Consider the following 17230-nt stretch of genomic DNA (forward strand, 5'->3'; position numbering starts at 1 on the left):
TTCTACCCGCTGACTGGAGTGCATACGCATGGCGAAACAAAAACTGCTGGTCATCGAAGACGATCCCGGCCTGCAAAAGCAGCTGCACTGGAGTTTTGACGGCTATGACGTCTTGCTGGCGGGCGAGCGCGAAACGGCGCTGGCGCTGGTGCGGCGCCACCAGCCGGCCGTGGTGACGATGGACCTGGGCTTGCCGCCCGACCCGGACGGCGCCACGGAAGGGCTGGCCACCCTGCAGCAGATCCTCGCGCTGGCGCCGGATACGAAAGTCATCATCCTCTCGGGCAACCAGGAACGCGCGCATGCCTTGAAAGCGATCGCCCTGGGCGCCTACGATTTCCATCAGAAACCGTTTGACGCCGACATGCTGGGCCTGGTCATCGCCCGCGCGTTTTATTTGCACGCAATGCAGCAGGAAAACCGCCGCATGCTGCAGACGCAGGCCGACTCGCCGCTGGCGGGCATCGTCAGCCGCGACCCGGGCATGCTGAAACTGTGCCGCAGCGTGGAAAAAGTGGCGCCCTCGTCAGCCAGCGTGATGCTGCTGGGCGACTCGGGCAGCGGCAAGGAATTGATCGCGCGGGGCTTGCATGCGCTGTCCAGCCGCCACGCACAGCGCTTCGTGGCCATCAACTGCGCGGCGATTCCCGAAAACCTGCTGGAAAGCGAGCTCTTCGGCTATGAACGGGGGGCATTTACGGGCGCGGCGCGGCAAACCCTGGGCAAGATCGAGCTGGCCCACGGCGGCACTTTCTTTCTCGACGAGGTCGGCGACATGCCGATGGCCTTGCAGGCGAAACTGCTGCGCTTCCTGCAGGAAAGAGTCATCGAAAGAGTGGGCGGGCGCGCCGAGATCGCCGTCGACGTGCGCATCGTCTGCGCCACGCACCAGGACCTGAAAGTGCTGGCGGAACAGGGACGTTTCCGCGAAGACCTGTTTTATCGGCTCAGCGAAATCGTCTTGCGCATTCCGCCGCTGCGCGAGCGGGCCGGCGATGCAGCCTTGCTGGCCCACCATTTCAAGAACAAGTTCTGCGCCAGCGAAGGACGCAGCAACCTGCATTTCAGCACCGGCGCGCTGCAGCTGATCGAAAGCCATGGCTGGCCCGGCAATGTGCGCGAGGTGGAAAACTGCATCAGGCGCGCCGTCATCATGAGCGACGGGCCGCAGATCGCCGCCGACGACCTGGGCTTGCCCGCCAGCGCCCAGGCGGCGCCCGTGGACGAGGCCATCAACCTGCGCCAGGCCCGCGAAGCGGCCGAATACAAGGTGATGGTGCGCGCGCTGGCGCGGGCCGACGGCAATATCGCCAAGGCGGCCGAACTGCTGGGCGTGAGCCGGCCCACCCTGTATGACTTGATGAGTCACCACGGCATCAAGTAGCCGAATATATTAAAAATCAAAATAGTGTAAGGCGTCGCACATACGCTGGCGCTGTCATGGCCCATCCTTGTCTCATCCACAACAAGGAGGCGCCATGAATGCGATCAGTTTATTAATGCAAGACCACAAGGCCGTCAAAGCCTTGTTTGCCCAATATGAAGGCCTGAGCGACCGCTCATTTGCCACCAAGAAAAAGCTGGCCGACCAGATTTGCCACGAATTGACCGTGCACACGCAGCTGGAAGAGGAAATCTTCTATCCGGCCGTGCGCCGACCCATCCACGATGGCGACCTGATGGATGAAGCCGTCGTCGAGCACGCAAGCGCCAAGGAACTCATTGCGCAAATCGAAGCGATGGACCCCGCCGACGACCTGTACGACGCCAAGGTCAAGGTGCTGTCCGAGCAGATCGAGCACCACGTCAAGGAAGAGGAGGGCGACATGTTTCCCAAAGTGCGCCATACGGCCGTCGACCTCGACGCGCTGGGCCAGGAAATGGCCGCGCGCAAGGAACAGCTGACGGGCGTGGCCGCCTGAGCGGCTTAAAAAAATCCAATAATCAAGGGAGAATTCCATGCAAGTTACACAACTGTCCGCGTCGGACCTGAACAATCCTGGCGTGTCCTGGGGCGCCGTGCTGGCGGGCGCCGCCGCGGCGGCCGCCTTGTCCTTCATCCTGCTGATCCTCGGCGTGGGCCTGGGCCTGTCGTCCGTGTCGCCGTGGTCGTTCAATGCCACGGCCATCGGCGTATCGACCATCGCCTGGCTGGCCTTCATGCAACTGGCCGCGTCCGGCATCGGCGGCTACATGGCGGGCCGGCTGCGCGTGAAATGGAGTTCCATCCACACGGATGAGGTGCATTTCCGCGATACGGCGCACGGCTTGCTGGCCTGGGCCGTGGCCACCCTGGTCACCGTGGCCGTGCTGGCCGGCGGCACGCGCGCCGTGCTCAGCGGCGCCATCGATGCTGGCAGCGGTGTGGCGGCGGCAGTGCACCCGGCTGCGGGTGCGAAAGCGGGCGAGGGAGGCGGCAGCGCCAATCCACTCGATTATTTCTCGGACATGCTGCTGCGCGCCGCACCAGCGGCTGGTACGGGGGAGGCGGGCGGTACTGTCGCTGACCAGCGCGTGGAAATCGGCAAGATCTTCGCAACAAGCCTGTCCACGGGCAGCCTGGCCGCCGATGACCGCGCCTACCTGGGCCAGGTCGTGGCCAGCCGCACGGGCTTGACGCAGGCTGAAGCGGAAGCGCGGGTCGACGCCGTCTACGCCCGCGCCGCCAAGGCCGCCGCCGATGCCAAGGCGAAAGCACAGCAAGCGGCCGACACGGCCCGCAAGGCCGGTGCCCATACGGCGCTGTGGATGTTCGTCGCCTTGCTGCTCGGTGCGTTCGTCGCCAGCCTGGCTGCAACGTTCGGCGGCCGCCAGCGCGACCACGAGCGCGTGCTGCGCCACGTGACCATTTAAATACCCCATTCAATTTAGGAGACTGCCATGCGTTCCATCCTCTTGCTGCTGCTGGGCATTCCATTGCCCATCGTCATACTGATCGCCCTGTTCGTACGCTAACAAGGCAAACATGAAAATCGGCGCCCGCCGCAAGCCGGGCGCCGTTTGTGTTGAAGCAGGCGCATGTGTAAGATGGCGCCATCTTTCCACCGAGACTATCCATGAATGTGACCGCCATCCGTCCCTTGCTGAAAACCGCCGCCATCGCCGCTTTTGCGTGCACCATGCTGGCCTCGTGTTCCACCCTGATCGGCCCACGCGACGTGAATGTGTCGCTGAGCAAGATGCAGCAAGGCCTGGAGCGCCGCTTTCCCATCGACAAGCGCGTGCTGTCCGTGCTGGACGTCAAGCTGACGCATCCGCAACTGTCCTTGCAGCCCGAGCGCGAAAGAGTCGCCCTGAGCGTGGACGCCAGCGTTTTGCCACCGTTCATCCGCCAGAGCTGGCGCGGCAGCCTGGTCATGTCGGGCCGCCTCGTGCTCGACGCCCAGCGCAATGCCGTCTACCTGAGCGAAGCGAGCGTGGACAAGGTCAGCATCGACGGCATGGACGAGTCGCAGCAGCGCCAGTTCGCCAAGGTGGCCAGCCTGGTGGCCGACCAGCTCATGCATGAAACGCCGATCTACACCTTCAAGCCCGACGAATTGCGCTATGCGGGCGTGCAATTCGTGCCGACGCAGATCAGGACCACGGGCAATGGGTTGACGGTGACGTTCGAGCCGGTGAAGTAGGGACAGGCTCCGTCATCCCGAACAGAGGAACCTCCGTGAACTCAATTCGACAAACTTCGATATCTATTGTGCTATAGTAATATTTACTTAAATAGTAACATTTACTGATCTTGGGGCGGGCAATGGTGAATATCAGCACGGCGGGAATCCAGCCCGGGGCACTGTCTGCCGCGGCAGACAGCAAGGTGTCATCTGACAAGGCAGCATCGGACAAGGCCCCGGCCACGCAGGCGCCAGCCGCCGTGGCGGACGATGTCGTGATCTCGACCCTGGCGGGGCGTTTGTCGGCGGCCTCGGCGGCCACCAGCGCCACCATCCGGGGCTTCGATCATGCGGCGCTGGGTGTGTGGGTGAATGACAATACCGACGACATCCTGTATCCGCTGGACGCCGAACACAAGGCGGCGGCCGCCAAACAGGTGCCGCAACCGAATGACGCGGCAGCGGCAAAGTCGGCTGCCGCCGCGACGGCGTTTGTCGACAGGAAGGGGCCCAATCCGTTTGCGGGCTTGTCGCGCGAGCAATTGTCCACCATTTCGAACGATGACAGCGGCACATTCACCATCAACGAGCGGCGCGCCGCCTTTACGCAGGCGTATCAGGAAGAAGAGGCCTGGCGCACCCAGGTCGTGGCGCAAGCCATGCAGGAATACAATACCACCGGCAAGATGACCAATTTCTTCAAGTCCGTGCTCGCGCATTTCAATACATTGCCGCAGCTGGAACAGTCGCAATATCCTGCCAATTATGCGAGCGACCTGGAAGACAAGATCAAGCTCGATTTCAATTATTTCAATCACGCGGCCGGCGATGGCGGGCCAACGCCGGGTTCGCTTGCGGACATGCTGAAAAATCAGGATAAAAAAGGCCTGGACCTGTTCGATCTGCTGATCCGCTGATCCGCTGATCCCTGGGATTGTTCAACTGTCATTGTTGCCCACTGGCAGGCCGACTATAATTCGGCCTCTCATGCCTGGACACAGCATGTTCCCCAACATGAAGTTAAAACAATTAAAGGAATCTTCGTGAAACGTTCACTCATCAGCGCCGCCTGCTGCGCCTTGCTCGCCTTATCTTCGCCATCTCTGTACGCCCAAGCTACCAATGCTACCGCGCCCGTCTCCGGCATCGACCTGAAAACCCTGGACCCTGCGGTCAGCCCCCGGGATGATTTCTACGGCTACGTCAACGGCGTCTGGACCCGCAATACGGATATCCCGGCCGACAAATCCGTCTGGGGCACGTATATCGAACTGCGCGAAATCGCCCAGGGCCAGTTGCGCGGCCTGATGGATGCTACCGTCAAGAACCCCGGCAAGCCCGGCAGCGAAGCGCACAAGATCGCCGACCTGTACACGAGTTTCATGAATGACAAGGCGCGCAATGCGGCCGGCTTCAAGCCCCTGCGCGCCGAACTGGCCCGCGTCGCCGCCGTCAAGGACAAGAAGGACTTGCCGGCGCTGTTCGCCTACCTGCAGGGCAATGGCGTTGCGACGCCGTTTTCCGCCTATGTGGCGCCCGATGCGCAAGACCCGGAGCAGTACACGGTCAACATCAGCCAGTCCGGCCTGGGCTTGCCTGACCGCGATTACTACCTGAAGGAGGACGACGCCAAGCTGCAAGCCGTGCGCGCCAAGTACCTCAAGCATATCGAAACCATGCTGGCCATGAGCGGCGACAAGGCCGCTGCCGACCACGCGGCGCAAATTCTCGACCTCGAAACGCGTTTGGCGGCAGTGCAGTGGACGCGCGTGCAGATGCGCGACCCCGTCAAATCGTACAACCGCGTCGATTTCGACAAATTTACGGCACTGGCACCGGCCTTCGACTGGAAAGCCTACTTTGCCGCCGCTGGCCTGGCGAAAAAGGAAACCTCGGCCGTGGTGCGCCAGCCCAGCTTCATGACAGGTTTTTCCGAGACCGTGGCCGCCGTGCCGCTGGCATCGTGGAAGAGCTATCTGAACTGGCGCATCATCGAAAGCTATGCTTCCTACCTGGACAGCGCTACCGTCAAGGAGCGCTTCGCCTTCGACGGCACGGTGCTGCGCGGCGTGCCGCAAAGCGAACCGCAGTGGCAACTGGCGCTGCGCTTCACGGATAACGCCATCAGCGATGCCGTCGGCAAGCGCTACGTGCAAATGTATCTGCCGCCGGAAACGAAGCCACGCGTGATGGCCATGTTCGACAATTTCGTCGCCTCGTTCAAGGATGGTATCGAGCAGCTCGACTGGATGGGCCCGGAAACCAAGAAGGAAGCCCAGCTCAAGCTGGCAGCGCTGAAGCCGAAGATCGCCTACCCGGATACCTGGCGCGACTACAGCAGCATGCAGACGCGGCCGAACGACCTGATCGCCAACGTGCGCGCCGCGCGCGCATGGAGCCGCCAGCAAAACCTGGGCAAGCTGGGCAAACCGGTCGACCGCGACGAATGGTCGATGACGCCGCAAACCGTCAACGCCAGCTACAGCCCGGCCCTGAATGCCATCACGATCCCGGCCGCGATTTTGCAGCCGCCATTCTTCAACGTGAAAGCGGAAGATGCCGTCAATTATGGCTTGCTGGGCATCACCTTCGGCCATGAAATCAGCCATGCCTTCGACGATTCCGGCAGCCAATATGATGCCAAGGGCCGTCTGCGCAACTGGTGGACGGCAGAGGACCGCACGGCCTTCAAGGCGCTGGCCGCCGGGCTGGTCAAGCAATACGGCGCCTACAGCCCCGTACCTGGTTACCACATCAATGGCGAGCTGACCCTGGGTGAAAACATCGGCGACAATTCCGGCCTGTCGATCACCTACAAGGCCTACCAGCGTTCCTTGAACGGCAAGCCATCGCCAGTCATCGATGGCTTGACGGGTGAACAGCGGCTGTACATCGGCTTTGCGCAAAAATGGCGCGCCAAACTGCGTCCGGAAGCGGCGATCGCACAGATCAAGAGCGACCCCCATTCGCCGGGCGAATTTCGCGCCAAGGGCACGGTCAAAAACCAGCCCGGCTTCTATGAAGCGTTCGGCATCAAGCCGGGCGACCCGATGTATCTGCCGCCCGAGCAGCGCGTGATCATGTGGTAAGCATGGTCAGGTAAGCAGGCAAGCGCGCCGGGGACTATTCCTTGGCGTGGTTGATGGTGTACCTGGGCAGCTCCACCGTCAGGTCTTCCTGGGCCAGGCGTGCCTGGCACGACAGGCGCGAGTGGGGCTGCAAGCCCCAGGCCTGGTCCAGCATGTCTTCCTCATTGTCGCCCAACTCATTGAGCGAGTCGAAACCCTGCACCACGACCACGTGGCAGGTGGAACAGGCGCCCACCTGGCCGCAGGCGTGTTCCATGTCAATCTTGTTGAGCAGCAAGGCGTCGCAAATGCTCATTGTTTCCGGCGCGTCGAACACGGCGCCGTCTGGGGCCAGCTCGGGATGGGGCAGGACGGTGATTTTTGGCATGCGGGATTCTCCTTGAGTTCCTTGAATACCGTTACCTTGGACCTTCCCGCCTTGGCAAGGTCAAGCCCCTGCGCGATCCGCTGCGACGATGCACTCGTCCAGATGATCGAGCAATTGCAGGAACACGCGTTTATCGGCAAAGTGATTCATCGTGGCACTCGTCAATACATCGCTGGCAGCGGCCGTTACGGCCTTCTTGGCCGTTGCACAGGCGGCATGCAGTTGCGCACGATCCAGTTCCAGCAGCGCCGTAGCGACACCTTCGCGCGTGAAGTCATAGGCATCCATGCCGCAGCAGCCGGCCACGCAATGCGTTTCCAGGCGGCAGATCAGCGGCCACAGCCCATCCAGCAGGGCATCGATGTCGGTGGCCTGGTCGTAGCGGCCTGCGATGTCGATGTATTCGATCCAGGCATCGTCGCCGATCTGGATATCGTACTGGCGGTTGCGTTCGGTCATTTTCTAAAATTCTCCTGGTCAGTGGCATTGCATTATAAAAAAAACCGCCCGAAGGCGGTTTTGATCAAACAGGCAAGGCTGGTTTCTAGATGAAGTAGATCAGCGCGATGACGCCCACGACGAGGGCCACGCGGGTGAGCTGGTACGCCGTCTTGTTCCACGCCTTGAAGCGGCGGCGGTACTGGCCCATGGTCCAGGAAATCTGGAACAGTTTACTCACGCCGCCCACCTGGTCGCCCAGTTCGTTGGGCGAGGCGGCGGCCGTCATCAGGGTGCGGCCCAGCCAGCGGTTCAGTCCTTGCGCCCAGCGGTAGCGCATCGGGCGTTCGATGTCGCAGAACAGGATGATGCGGTCGCTGTCGGCATCGTTGCGGGCCCAGTGGATATACGTTTCATCGAACATCACGGCCTGGCCGTCGCGCCAGCTGTGGCGTTCGCCATCAACGTCGATGAAGCAGCGGTCGTCGTTCGGCGTCTGCAGGCCCAGGTGGTAGCGCAGGGAACCGGCGAACGGGTCGCGGTGCGGGTTGAGTTTGCCGCCTTGCGGCAGTTCCGCGAACATGGCGGCCTTGATCGACGGAATCGATTGCAGCAGCGCATAGGTTTGCGGGCACATTTGCTGTGCCGACGGGTGATTCGCGTCATACCATTTCAGGTAGAAACGTTTCCAGCCATACTTGAAGAAGGAATTGAAACCCACGTCATTGTTCTTTTCAGCCGCCTTGATCTTTTTCATTTCCTGCATGCGCAGCGCTTCATCGCGGATGATTTGCCAGTTCTGCTGCAGCGGCGCCAGTTCCGGAAATTGATCGACGGAAAGATATGGCGTGGCCGGCACCTTGGAAAAGGTGTGCATGAACAGGTTCAGCGGCGCCATGAACGAGGAGTGATCGAAGATCTGGCGGCGAAACGGCAGGCGTACCTTGCCACGAAAATGAATATGTAAAACAGAAAACACAAAAATGCCCAGCAAGGCCCACTTCATACACAACCTCGTTTTTTTAAGAATGGGGCAATTATAACCAGTTAATGTCCGTGCCACCCCGTGCCACGCTGAAGGAAGGATGAAGCAGCGCGCGCGCGCCGGCTGTCCTACAATGGTTTTTTCTCCACACATATCCGAGGTAATCATGGAAATCTGGCACGCACCGCTCGACCTGGCCACGCTCAACGCCGCCAGCGAGGGCACGGCCATGCGCCACCTGGGCATCGAATTCACGGCTTTCGGCCCCGACTGGATCGAGGCGACCATGCCCGTCGACCACCGCACCATGCAGCCGTTCAAGCTGCTGCATGGCGGCGCTTCCGTCTTGCTGGCCGAAACCCTGGGCAGCATGGCCGCGAATGCCTGCCTCGATAATCGCCGCCATATCAGTGTGGGACAGGAAATCAACGCCAATCACGTGCGCGGCGTGCGCGGCGGCCACGTGACGGGGCGTGCCACGCCCATCCACCGGGGCCGCAGCAGCCAGGTGTGGGAAATCCGCATCGTCGACGAGGACGGCAAACTGTGCTGCATCTCGCGCATCACCATGGCCGTCATCGACGCTCCTTGACTTGCATCAAAGCATTAAAAGTGAGCGCGTGGAATCATCCATAACGCTGTTCGCTTATAATTCAGTGTGCTGTTGTACCTGCGCGGGAGTCTTTTCCGCGCGCGTTCACATTGCCCGAAATAGAAGCTGACTGCCCAAAAAACGCCAGTTAGAGACCCATCCTGCGCCATGCAGGAAAGGCAATACGACGGTGAGCAGATCGCCCGGTTCTAGCGGAACCGGCAAAAATCAACTTTATTACAGGGCAATAACAACAATGATGTCATTCAATCGTTTGACGATAGGCGCGCGCCTGAGCGCAGGCTTCGGGCTGCTGGTCTTGCTCATGCTGGTGCTGGCCGCCTTCGCGCTGCTGCGCATCGGCGCCATCTCCGGCGCCATGGACGCGCAGGACAAGGTACAGCAGGAAAAACTCGACCCGCTGTACGTGGCGCGCGAAGCGCTCGACCAGACGGGCCTGGCCGCCCGCAATGCGTATATCTTCCATGACCAGGCCGCCGCCGAAAAAGAGCTGGTCATCCTCGACAGCCAGAAGGCGCTGTACCTGGAAGCGCTGGCCCGACTGGCGCCAAAGTTTGCCGGCGATGCCCAGTTCGAGAAAGTCAGCACGGGCCTGAAAGCCATGGCGCAGGAACTGCAGCGTCCGCGCCAGTTCCGCGCCTCGGGGCAGATGGAGCAGTACGGCACTTTCCTCGTCGAGGAATGCAGCCCGTTGCGGCGCCAGATCGTCGCCGACATTGATGCGGTCCTGAAAAACGTGCAGCGCGAATCAGAGCAGGCCAGCGTGGCCGCGCGTGCCATCTACGGCCAGTCGCTGCGCTGGATCGGCGTGCTGGCCGCGCTGAGCGTGCTCATTTGCATTGCGGTGGCCACCGTCATCACGCGGGGATTGCTGCGCCAACTGGGCGGCGAACCCGCGTACGCGGCCTCGATCGCCGGGCGCATCGCGCTGGGCGAACTGGCCATCGACGTGCACACGCGCGATGGCGACGACAGCAGCTTGTTGTTCGCCATCAAAACCATGCGCGACAACCTGGCCGCCATCGTCGGCAAGGTGCGCCACGGTACGGAAAGCATCGCCACGGCCTCGACCGAGATCGCTTCGGGCAACCGCGACTTGTCGCAGCGCACGGAGCAGCAGGCCGGTTCGCTCGAAGAGGTCGCCTCGTCGATGGAAGAGCTGATTTCCACCGTGCGCCAGAATGCGGACAACGCCCAGCAGGCGAACCATTTGGCGCGCGAAGCGTCGAAGGTGTCGGAGCAGGGCGGCAAGGCGGTGGCCGAAGTGGTGCACACCATGGGCTTGATCAATGCCTCGTCGAACAAGATCGTCGACATCATCGGCGTGATCGACAGCATCGCCTTCCAGACCAACATCCTCGCCTTGAACGCGGCCGTGGAAGCGGCGCGCGCCGGTGAGCAGGGGCGCGGCTTTGCCGTGGTTGCCACCGAGGTGCGCAGCCTGGCACAGCGTTCCGCCGCCGCCGCGCGCGAAATCAAGACCCTGATCGACGATTCCGTCAGCAAGGTGGGCACGGGCACGGTGCTCGTCGAGCAGGCGGGCGCCACCATGCATGAGGTGGTGGCCGGCATCGGCAGGGTGACTGGCATCATGGCCGAGATCAGCCACGCCACGCAGGAGCAGGGCGCCGGTATCGAGCAAGTCAACCGCGCCATCGTCGACATGGACCGCGTCACCCAGCAAAACGCGGCCCTGGTGGAACAGGCGGCCGCCGCCGCGCACGAACTGCAGCAGCAGGCGGCGCAGCTGGAACAGGAAGTGGGGATTTTCAAACTGGCCCAGCCGGCCAACGCTCTCCTGCGCCTGGCGGCCTGAGGCCGATAGGGCAGCAGCGCGGCGCGCCATCAGGCATGCGCCAACAGCCCTATTACGCGCTACAATGAGAGCTGGATCACCGCCAGGACTTCTCATGCAAGTGCGCAGCAGCCACGATCTATCCAGCCCGGACGACGACCAAGCGGCGCCGCCCGTGCTGCAGCTGGCCCTTGCCGGCCTCGGTTGGGGCTTGCTCACCTGCATGCTGTGCTTCGCCATCCTGTTCCTCACCAAATGGCTGCTGCCGCCCGCATACTGGGGCGCACACACGGGCCTGGCCAAGTTCAAGCACGAAATGTCGCTGCCCCTGCTGGTGTTCTGGGTCGTCATCTATTCTCCCATACTGGAAACCTTCCTCGGCCAACTGCTGCCGCTGGAAATCCTCAAGCGCCTGGGCGCCAGCCGCCAGCTGAGCATTTTTATCGGCGCCATCCTGTGGGCCATCGTGCATTTCATCAGCGGCGGCTTGCTGCACGCCATCGTCGCGCTGGGCTCGGGCGCCATGTTCAGTTTTGTCTACTTGCACTACCGTGCTCCCGGCGTGGCTGTTGCCTATGCGACAACGACATTCTCGCGCGCCTGCAATAATATCGCCGTCCTTGTAGCCGTGTTCTACGGCCTCGATGCCTGAGCCCGATCCTTCCTGAGCAAATACGGCACCAGCGCGGCCAGTGCCACGGCCAGCCCCGCCAGGCCATTCAGTAGCAGGCGGAAGGCGGCGTCATAACTGGCGCGCAGCAGCGCTTCGTGGCCGCCCAGCAGCTGTGTTGCTTGCTGGATATCGCCGAGCGCGGCGCGGCTGGCAGCCGCCAGCACGGGCAGACCGGCGGGCAGCTGGCGCGCCAGGCCTGTACCGATCAGGCCGGCCAGCATGGCACCCGCCAGGGCCAGCGCCACCCCATCGGCGCTGATGCGTACGGTATTGAAGATGCCCGTCGCCATGCCGGCCCGCTCGGTTTCCACCACGTTCAGGGCCATGCCGTCCATCAAGCCCCACGGCAAGCCGATGCCCGCGCCGATCAGCAGCAGCGGTCCGGCCAGCGTTGCGGCGGTGCCATGGCCCAGCACCTGCGCCAGCCATGCCAGGCCCGCCGCTGCCAGCAGCAGACCCGCCGCGCACACGGTACCGGCCTTGACCCAGCGCAATAGCAGCGCCGCCAGCATGGGCACGAGCAGCAGCGGCGCGGCCAGGGCGGTCATCAAACGGCCCGCCGCCAGCGCGGACATATTGTCGATGCCGATGAAGCGCCCCGGCAGCATGACGATCAGCACGATGAACAGGAGGGCGGGCGAGGCGGCCAGCACTTGCACGGCGATAAAGCGGCGCTGGCGGAACAGCGATAAATCGAGCAGGGGCTGCGCCGTCCTGCGCTCGATCGCGCCAAAGACGAGGAACAGCAGCACGGACGCGGCGACGGGCAGCAGCACGGCCCCGCTGCGCCAGCCGTGTTCGGGCACCAGCAGCATGCCCAGGGTCAACAGGGCCAGCGCGGCGCTGAAGCTGAGGGCGCCGATCCAGTCCAGCCGGCCCTTGCCGCGCGGCGGATCGGCTGGCACGCTGCTCCAGACCAGCAGCATGCCGATGGCGCCCAGCGCGGCCGTGGCGTAAAAGATGGCGGGCCAGCGGGCCAGCGCCAGCATGGCGCCCGCCGCCAGCGGGCCGAAGGCCAGGCCCAGGCCAAAGGTGGTGCCCAGCACGCTCATCACGCGGTTGCGCGCCGCGCCGTGGAACAGGGGCGCCAGCGAAGACATGGCGGCGGCGAATGCGGCCGCGCCGCCGAGGCCCTGCACGAAGCGCAGCGCGGCGATCCACGCCACCGAGGGCGCGTGGGCGATGGCCAGGGTCGCCGCGCAAAACAGCGCCAGCCCCGTCAGCCAGACGCGGTGCCGTCCCAGCACGTCCGTCAGGCTGCCCGCCACCATCATGGCGCTGCCATAGCTGAGGATATACGCATTGATGACCCAGTTCAGGGCGGCGGCGCTGCCGTGCAATTCGGCGCCGAGGGCGGGCAGTGCCACGGCCGGGCCCGTGAAGCACAGGGGAATGAGCAGACCCGTCAGGCAGGCGGCCAGCACTTGCAGGGGGAGTGAAGGAGGTGAGAGTAAGGACATGGGATCGGTTCCGAAAGAAGGAGCGGCGAGTATGGCGCGCCCGTCATTGAAGAAAAATGGGCTAAACTGACGAACATATCGGACAAAAATGTCGTGAATGGAGCGCGGATGGATAGCTTGGGTGGCATCGCCATGTTCGTGCAGGTGGCGGACAGCGGCAGTTTCTCGGCCACGGGCCGGCTGCTGGGATTATCGTCGTCGGCTGTGGGCAAAAGCGTGGCGCGCATGGAGGCGCGGCTGGGCGCCCGCCTGTTCCAGCGCAGCACGCGGCATCTGGCGCTGACGGCGGAAGGGGAAAAATTCCTGCAGCGCTGCAAGCGCATCCTCGCGGAGGTGGCAGCGGCCGAGCGGGAATTGAGCGAGGCCAGCAGCGGGCCCAGCGGCCGCCTGCGCATCAGCCTGCCACGCTACAGCGGCCTGTTCGAGCCGGCCATCGGCGCCTTCATGCAAGCCTATCCCACCATCGAACTCGACCTCGATTTCTCCGACGCCATGGTCAATATCGTCAGCGACGGTTTTGACGCGGCCGTGCGCACGGGCGAATTGGCCGACTCAGGCTTGATGCGGCGCAAACTATGCACGTTTCGCCGCCTGCTGGTGGCGTCGCCCGCCTACCTGGAACGCCATGGTCGGCCCGCCGATGGCGCCGCGCTGCTGCGGCACCGGCGCCTGGACTACCGTTTTCCCGCCACGGGCCGCCTGGAAGCGTGGCCGTTGCTGGACGAGGCAGCCCAGCCGGCGCCCGGCATGGTCTGCAATAGTGTGGAAATGCGCGTCTTCCTGGCCGTGCAGGGGCAGGGCATCGCCTACCTGCCTGCTTTTGCCGTGCAGCGCGAGTTGGCGGCCGGGCAACTGGTCTCGCTGCTGGATGCGCATACGCAGGCGCGCACGGCCTTCTGGCTGCTGTGGCCGGCCAGCCGCCACCTGCCGCCGCGCCTGCGTGTGTTCATCGATTTCCTGGTGGAACAATTGCAGGATCAGAATTTTGGAGCGCAGCCCTGACGGCGGCCTCCTCCCTGGCGCCATCGCGCGCCATGGGCGTACAAAATTGACTATATTGGTGGCTGTCCTTCCCGCGCGGGAAGGCGTTCCTGTTTCGGACTAGGGAGACATCATGCATAGCGTACAAAAGATTACCCCATGTTTATGGTTCAACGGCAACGCCGAGGCGGCGGCCCGGTTTTATACGGAAATATTTCCCAATTCAAAGGTCGGCCAGATCCTGCGCTATGGCGAGGAAGGCAGGGAAATCCACGGCCAGGAGCCGGGCAGCGTACTGACGGTGGCCTTCGAACTCGATGGCCAGACGTTTACGGGCTTGAATGGCGGCCCCCTGTTCCAGTTCTCCGAGGCCATCTCGTTCCAGGTCAATTGCGAAACCCAGGACGAGGTCGACCACTACTGGAAGCAGCTGTCCCAAGGCGGTCCACCGGAAGCGCAGCAGTGCGGCTGGCTCAAGGACCAGTTCGGGGTGTCCTGGCAGATCGTGCCCACCATCATGGTCAAGCTGCTGACCGACCCCGATCCCGTCAAGGCCGGGCGCGTGATGAAAGCCATGATGGGTATGAAAAAGATCGACATCGACGAGATCAAGCGGGCGTACGCGGGCTAGCGTGGCCGCCGGGCAAGGGAGCGCGGCCGCACGCCAGCGGCGCGCCCTGTCCAAGATGGCCGGCATTTGTTATAGTCCCAGCCATCTTTCCATCCGCCTACAGATCCTGCCATGACCACTAGCACCATCACCAGCAGCACCATCGCGCCCCGCACCTTCGGCACACCGCTGTCTTCCACCGCCATCAAAGTCATGTTGCTGGGCTCGGGTGAACTGGGCAAGGAAGTGATCATTTCGCTGCAGCGCCTGGGCGTGGAAGTGATCGCCGTCGACCGCTATCCGAACGCACCGGGCCACCCCGTGGCGCACCGCTCGCATGTGATCGACATGAGCGACGGCGTGGCACTGGCCGCGCTGATCGACCTGGAAAAGCCGGATCTGATCGTGCCGGAAATCGAAGCCATCGCCACCGAGACGCTGGCGGCATTGGAAGCGGCCGGGCAAATCACCTGCATCCCGAACGCGCGCGCCGCCGTGCTGACGATGAACCGCGAAGGCATCCGCACCTTGGCCGCCGAAACGCTGGGCGTGGCGACCTCGCCATACCGCTTCGCCAGCAGCCTGCAAGAGTTGCAGCTGGCATGCCAGGAAATCGGCTTCCCGTGCGTGGTAAAACCCGTGATGTCGTCGTCGGGCAAGGGCCAGTCCAAGCTCGATGGCCCGCAAGACGTGGAAACGGCGTGGGCGTATGCGGCCAGCGGCGGCCGGGTCGATACGGGCCGCGTGATCGTCGAAGGCTTCATCGACTTCGATTATGAAATCACCCTGCTGACGGTGCGTGCTGTGGGCGCCTCGGGACAGATCGAGACGCAGTTTTGCGAACCGATCGGCCATTTGCAGGTGCAGGGCGATTACGTGGAATCGTGGCAGCCGGCCCGCATGGCGCCGCTGGCACTGGAGCGTTCGCGCGAGATCGCCCGCAAGGTGACGGATAACCTGGGCGGCCTGGGCCTGTTCGGCGTGGAGCTGTTCGTCAAGGGCGACATGGTGTGGTTCTCGGAAGTGAGCCCCCGTCCACACGACACGGGCATGGTCACCATGGCCAGCCAGGTGCAGAGCGAATTCGAGCTGCACGCGAAAGCCATCCTGTGCTTGCCCGTCAACGTGGCGCTGCGTTCGCCCGGCGCCTCGGCCGTCATCTACGGCCAGCTGGAAGCGAAGGGCATCGCCTTCGAAGGCGTGGCCGACGCCTTGAGCGTGCCGGGCGCGGACTTGCGCCTGTTCGGCAAGCCCGAATCGTTCGCCCGCCGCCGCATGGGCGTGGCGCTGGCCACGGCCGACGATATCGACACGGCCCGCGCGCGCGCCGTGCTGGCCGCCTCGAAAGTCAAGCCGGTGGCGAGATAATGGCTGGCCTGCCGCTGGCCGACGCCGGCGGCGACGACATCAAGCGCAAGCTGCGCGGCCACATCGCGCGGCGCAACCTGGCGGGAGCCGCCAACGACTGCAAGTGGAACGAGCTGCTGGCCTTCATGCGCGGGCGGACTGACTGGGTGCCGTCGTACCGCTACGGTTCCGTGTCCGGTTACGTCTCGCGCTGGGATACGGAATGGGATTACCACCCGCCGTTTCCGTTCATGGGCGTGGAATGGTTCGACATCGGCCTGACCTCGGAAGAACACGTGGCCATGCTGCTGCCAAAGAAAATCATCGACCATGGCGTGTGGATCGTGCCCGAACTGGAACGCATCGGCTTCGATTTCGAGGTGCGGGACCAGGTCGCGCGCATCTGGGGCTATTTGCCCCGTTCCTACGAAGATTTTCCTCTCTCCGACTAATTCAAAGACCAATCTCATGCCTGAAAACGAACACGATATCCCCCAGGTTCCGCAACCGGACGACGCCGTCGTCGGCAAGGAGGCGGGCGCGCAGATGCTGGCCACGGCCTGCGCCACGCGCGACGCTTTTTATGCCACCCTGGGCAGCATGGACGCCGACTTGCTGGCGCCGCTGGTCAATCCCGCCTTCATGGGAGGCCCGCGCTGGCCGTCACTGCGCCAGGCCTGGAGGGTGATTCGCCGTGCCGATTCGATCATCATCGCCAGCGACGGCTTGAGCGATCCTTTTGAAGATGACGACGACGTGTTCGTACCGCGCGGCCATTTGCTGGAAGTTTGCATCGAGGCGCCGCTGGCCGCCTTCGACGGCGATCCCGTGCAGGCATCGTGGCTGTTCGACGTGATTTATCAAGTCAGCCAGAACGTGGCCGACCATGGCTCCATCGACTTGCTGCTGCAGCGCCACGGCAGTGTGTCGATGGCGCTGGACTTGCAACATGCGCCAGCAGGCCTCGAAGACGAAAACGAACAGGTGGGCGTGCTGCTGGCCCAGAGCGCGGCCACGATTCCCCCGTCTTTCGACACGCCATATGGCGAGGTGATGTTGCTGACGGTTACCGTGCTGCAGCCGGCCGAACTGGCATACATCAGCGAGGCCGAAGACAAGGCGCGAGCGCGGCGCGACTTGGCCGCCGCGCTGGCTGCGTCGCCGACGGGGCATTGGAGCGTGGCCGCGCGGCCCGCCGTCATTGTCCGCTAGCTAGCATCATCCTTTGACGGCGGGTGGTGCCAACTTTCCGTCCCACGCTATA

The 17230-nt window shown here is 63.3% G+C and carries 18 protein-coding genes; 14 read left to right on the plus strand and 4 right to left on the minus strand.

All coding sequences use genetic code 11. The features are described 5' to 3' along the window. The first annotated feature begins 28 nt into the window (after positions 1-28). From prsR to ACP7EG_RS16095, 6 genes are all read left to right on the plus strand, one after another. The gene (gene prsR, locus ACP7EG_RS16070; RefSeq protein ID WP_426088396.1) at positions 29-1384 is read left to right on the plus strand and encodes a PEP-CTERM-box response regulator transcription factor; all 1356 of its coding nucleotides are present in this window, start codon (positions 29-31) and stop codon (positions 1382-1384) included. Positions 1385-1478: 94 nt separating this feature from the next. Continuing rightward, a complete protein-coding gene (locus tag ACP7EG_RS16075; RefSeq protein ID WP_426088397.1) occupies positions 1479-1922 on the plus strand; it encodes a hemerythrin domain-containing protein in 444 nt (147 codons plus the stop codon). Positions 1923-1959: 37 nt separating this feature from the next. Then, entirely contained in the window at positions 1960-2853 is an 894-nt protein-coding gene (locus ACP7EG_RS16080) for a hypothetical protein (protein WP_426088398.1), read from the plus strand. Positions 2854-3056: 203 nt separating this feature from the next. Next, positions 3057-3626 carry a DUF1439 domain-containing protein gene (locus ACP7EG_RS16085; RefSeq protein ID WP_426088399.1) on the plus strand — a complete coding sequence of 190 codons (570 nt, stop codon included), beginning with the start codon at positions 3057-3059 and terminating at the stop codon, positions 3624-3626. Between the two features lie 185 nt (positions 3627-3811). Beyond that, positions 3812-4525 (plus strand): hypothetical protein, encoded by a 714-nt coding sequence (locus ACP7EG_RS16090; protein ID WP_426088400.1) that lies wholly within the window; start codon positions 3812-3814, stop codon positions 4523-4525. A 126-nt stretch (positions 4526-4651) separates the two neighbouring features. Continuing rightward, a complete protein-coding gene (locus tag ACP7EG_RS16095) occupies positions 4652-6697 on the plus strand; it encodes a M13 family metallopeptidase (protein ID WP_426088401.1) in 2046 nt (681 codons plus the stop codon). A gap of 34 nt (positions 6698-6731) precedes the next feature. On the opposite strand, the gene fdx is transcribed toward ACP7EG_RS16095, so the two are convergent. The 3 genes from fdx to lpxO form a co-directional block, all read right to left on the minus strand. Further along, positions 6732-7064 (minus strand): ISC system 2Fe-2S type ferredoxin, encoded by a 333-nt coding sequence (gene fdx, locus ACP7EG_RS16100; protein ID WP_426088402.1) that lies wholly within the window; start codon positions 7062-7064, stop codon positions 6732-6734. 60 nt (positions 7065-7124) lie between these two features. Further along, positions 7125-7523, minus strand: coding sequence for a DUF6331 family protein (locus ACP7EG_RS16105; protein ID WP_426088403.1), 399 nt, complete (start codon positions 7521-7523; stop codon positions 7125-7127). Positions 7524-7608: 85 nt separating this feature from the next. Continuing rightward, positions 7609-8508, minus strand: a complete 900-nt coding sequence (gene lpxO, locus ACP7EG_RS16110; protein ID WP_219137087.1) for a lipid A hydroxylase LpxO — start codon at positions 8506-8508, stop codon at positions 7609-7611. A 145-nt stretch (positions 8509-8653) separates the two neighbouring features. On the opposite strand from lpxO, the gene ACP7EG_RS16115 reads away from it, so the two are divergent. From ACP7EG_RS16115 to ACP7EG_RS16125, 3 genes are all read left to right on the plus strand, one after another. After that, positions 8654-9079 (plus strand): hotdog fold thioesterase, encoded by a 426-nt coding sequence (locus tag ACP7EG_RS16115; RefSeq protein WP_426088404.1) that lies wholly within the window; start codon positions 8654-8656, stop codon positions 9077-9079. Positions 9080-9335: 256 nt separating this feature from the next. Next, positions 9336-10916, plus strand: coding sequence for a methyl-accepting chemotaxis protein (locus ACP7EG_RS16120; protein WP_426088405.1), 1581 nt, complete (start codon positions 9336-9338; stop codon positions 10914-10916). Between the two features lie 94 nt (positions 10917-11010). Then, the gene (locus ACP7EG_RS16125; RefSeq protein ID WP_426088406.1) at positions 11011-11547 is read left to right on the plus strand and encodes a hypothetical protein; all 537 of its coding nucleotides are present in this window, start codon (positions 11011-11013) and stop codon (positions 11545-11547) included. On the opposite strand, the gene ACP7EG_RS16130 is transcribed toward ACP7EG_RS16125, so the two are convergent. Next, positions 11529-13028, minus strand: coding sequence for an MFS transporter (locus tag ACP7EG_RS16130; protein WP_426088407.1), 1500 nt, complete (start codon positions 13026-13028; stop codon positions 11529-11531). The genes ACP7EG_RS16125 and ACP7EG_RS16130 overlap by 19 nt on opposite strands. 108 nt (positions 13029-13136) lie before the next feature. Here ACP7EG_RS16130 and ACP7EG_RS16135 point away from each other — a divergent pair, with 108 nt between their 5' ends. The 5 genes from ACP7EG_RS16135 (at position 13137) to ACP7EG_RS16155 (ending at position 17178) form a co-directional block, all read left to right on the plus strand. Further along, positions 13137-14030 carry a LysR family transcriptional regulator gene (locus ACP7EG_RS16135; RefSeq protein WP_426088408.1) on the plus strand — a complete coding sequence of 298 codons (894 nt, stop codon included), beginning with the start codon at positions 13137-13139 and terminating at the stop codon, positions 14028-14030. Between the two features lie 112 nt (positions 14031-14142). Beyond that, positions 14143-14640, plus strand: coding sequence for a VOC family protein (locus ACP7EG_RS16140; RefSeq protein ID WP_426088409.1), 498 nt, complete (start codon positions 14143-14145; stop codon positions 14638-14640). 111 nt (positions 14641-14751) lie between these two features. Continuing rightward, positions 14752-15987 (plus strand): formate-dependent phosphoribosylglycinamide formyltransferase, encoded by a 1236-nt coding sequence (purT, locus tag ACP7EG_RS16145; RefSeq protein ID WP_426088410.1) that lies wholly within the window; start codon positions 14752-14754, stop codon positions 15985-15987. Beyond that, positions 15987-16418, plus strand: coding sequence for a DUF6678 family protein (locus tag ACP7EG_RS16150; protein WP_426088411.1), 432 nt, complete (start codon positions 15987-15989; stop codon positions 16416-16418). The genes purT and ACP7EG_RS16150 overlap by 1 nt, the downstream gene beginning before the upstream one ends. A gap of 16 nt (positions 16419-16434) precedes the next feature. Continuing rightward, the gene (locus ACP7EG_RS16155) at positions 16435-17178 is read left to right on the plus strand and encodes a hypothetical protein (RefSeq protein WP_426088412.1); all 744 of its coding nucleotides are present in this window, start codon (positions 16435-16437) and stop codon (positions 17176-17178) included. The last annotated feature ends 52 nt before the right edge of the window (positions 17179-17230 follow it).

Source organism: Janthinobacterium sp. PSPC1-1 (assembly GCF_049897625.1).
Taxonomy (GTDB): domain Bacteria; phylum Pseudomonadota; class Gammaproteobacteria; order Burkholderiales; family Burkholderiaceae_D; genus Janthinobacterium; species Janthinobacterium tructae.

Bases quoted from the DNA above. Each gene is read 5' to 3' on its own strand.
- prsR (WP_426088396.1), top strand. From the start codon at position 29: ATGGCGAAACAAAAACTGCTGGTCATCGAAGACGATCCCGGCCTGCAA.
- ACP7EG_RS16075 (WP_426088397.1), top strand. From the start codon at position 1,479: ATGAATGCGATCAGTTTATTAATGCAAGACCACAAGGCCGTCAAAGCC.
- ACP7EG_RS16080 (WP_426088398.1), top strand. From the start codon at position 1,960: ATGCAAGTTACACAACTGTCCGCGTCGGACCTGAACAATCCTGGCGTG.
- ACP7EG_RS16085 (WP_426088399.1), top strand. From the start codon at position 3,057: ATGAATGTGACCGCCATCCGTCCCTTGCTGAAAACCGCCGCCATCGCC.
- fdx (WP_426088402.1), bottom strand. From the start codon at position 7,064: ATGCCAAAAATCACCGTCCTGCCCCATCCCGAGCTGGCCCCAGACGGC.
- ACP7EG_RS16105 (WP_426088403.1), bottom strand. From the start codon at position 7,523: ATGACCGAACGCAACCGCCAGTACGATATCCAGATCGGCGACGATGCC.
- lpxO (WP_219137087.1), bottom strand. From the start codon at position 8,508: ATGAAGTGGGCCTTGCTGGGCATTTTTGTGTTTTCTGTTTTACATATT.
- ACP7EG_RS16115 (WP_426088404.1), top strand. From the start codon at position 8,654: ATGGAAATCTGGCACGCACCGCTCGACCTGGCCACGCTCAACGCCGCC.
- ACP7EG_RS16120 (WP_426088405.1), top strand. From the start codon at position 9,336: ATGATGTCATTCAATCGTTTGACGATAGGCGCGCGCCTGAGCGCAGGC.
- ACP7EG_RS16125 (WP_426088406.1), top strand. From the start codon at position 11,011: ATGCAAGTGCGCAGCAGCCACGATCTATCCAGCCCGGACGACGACCAA.
- ACP7EG_RS16130 (WP_426088407.1), bottom strand. From the start codon at position 13,028: ATGTCCTTACTCTCACCTCCTTCACTCCCCCTGCAAGTGCTGGCCGCC.
- ACP7EG_RS16135 (WP_426088408.1), top strand. From the start codon at position 13,137: ATGGATAGCTTGGGTGGCATCGCCATGTTCGTGCAGGTGGCGGACAGC.
- ACP7EG_RS16140 (WP_426088409.1), top strand. From the start codon at position 14,143: ATGCATAGCGTACAAAAGATTACCCCATGTTTATGGTTCAACGGCAAC.
- purT (WP_426088410.1), top strand. From the start codon at position 14,752: ATGACCACTAGCACCATCACCAGCAGCACCATCGCGCCCCGCACCTTC.
- ACP7EG_RS16150 (WP_426088411.1), top strand. From the start codon at position 15,987: ATGGCTGGCCTGCCGCTGGCCGACGCCGGCGGCGACGACATCAAGCGC.
- ACP7EG_RS16155 (WP_426088412.1), top strand. From the start codon at position 16,435: ATGCCTGAAAACGAACACGATATCCCCCAGGTTCCGCAACCGGACGAC.